The sequence below is a fragment of the Oleiphilus sp. HI0079 genome (genome assembly GCF_001635105.1).
The window spans coordinates 1-1,422 of sequence record NZ_LWFT01001191.1 but is presented as its reverse complement, the minus strand read 5'-3'; the positions used below and the strand labels follow the sequence as shown (position 1 = coordinate 1,422).

Annotated in this window: 1 protein-coding gene; it reads left to right on the top strand. The window is 46.3% G+C overall.

The genetic code is table 11. The annotated features are described in order from the left end of the window. The coding region (locus A3750_RS21155) for a DUF1302 domain-containing protein (protein WP_068548775.1) at positions 1-1,323 on the top strand (1,323 nt) is incomplete at its 5' end. Positions 1,324-1,422: the final 99 nt, after the last annotated feature.

Genomic DNA, 1,422 nt, shown 5'->3' with positions numbered 1-1,422 from the left:
GTCAAACTTGGCAAGCAGGTGGTCAGTTGGGGTGAATCTACGTTTATCATTAATGGTATCAATGTAATCAACCCGGTTGACCTTCCAGCGTTTAGAGCACCAGGATCAGAAATTAAAGACGCGTTGTTGCCTGTCAACATGCTCTATGGTTCATTAGGGTTGACGGACAATGTTGGCGTTGAAGCCTTTGTTCAGCTTGAGTACGACAAGACCAGAATCGATGACTGCGGCACTTTCTTCTCATCAAATGACTACGTTGCGGATGGCTGCGGCCCTGTTTATGTCGCTAACGACAAGAGTGATAGTGCAAACCAGCAAAGTGGTTTAACGATTGATCGAGAAGGCGACAAACTACCGCCAGATACTGACCAATACGGTGTCGCGGTTCGTTGGTATGTTCCAGAGCTAAATGATACTGAATTTGGTTTCTACCATATTCGATATCACAGTCGCTTTCCGAACGTAAGTGGTAAAAGCGGTTTGGCTCAGAACGACTTCTCGAATGCGGCGTATCAGACTGAATATGCTCAAGACATTAAGCTCTACGGTATTAGTTTCAACACCACGACGCCTGGCGGTGTCTCGCTCTCAGGTGAATACTCGTTCAAAGAGGACGCGCCGATTCAGTTCAACTCTCAGGATTTATTGTTTGGGGCGATCGGTAATGAATACTCTCCTGTTTTCCAGAATCGGGTTCCTGATGTGAATGGAGATGGTTTTGTTACGGATGCAGATGCGCAAGCATCGGGATTCTACGGAACAGATCAGCAGGGCTTTGATCGTTACAATATTTCGCAGCTTCAATTTACCGGTATTTCGTTTATTGATCAGACGATGGGCGCGAGCCGTTTAGCAATCGTTGGTGAAATTGGTGCAACCTACGTACATGATTTACCGGATGTAGATGAAATGCGCTACGGCCGTTACGATCAGGCTGGATTTGGTTTAACACCGGACTATCTTGGCGCAGGTGCGTTGAATGTGTGTTCTGCGCTAAATCCGTACGGCACATGTGACAAGGAAGGCTACACCACAGACTTCTCATGGGGTTATCGAGTGCGTGCTTCTTTGGTCTACAACGACGTGGCAGCAGGTGTAAACTTAACACCGACACTTTCTTTTGCTCATGATGTTGACGGTTATGCTCCTGGTCCTGGTGCAAACTTTATTGAAGGTCGTCAAACGGTTGGACTTTCTCTGACTGCCGACTACCTTAATAAGTACCAAGCCAAGGTGGGTTATACAACGTATTACGGTAACAGTCGCTTCAACCCGTTACACGACCGTGATAACGCGACTGTGAGCGTGTCTTACTCATTCTAATGTTTATCGCTAATCTGGAACTAACCGGATTTAACGAGGTTATTTTTGATGAAAATCACTAGAACTTTATATGCGGCGGGACTTCTCTCTGCTGCGATT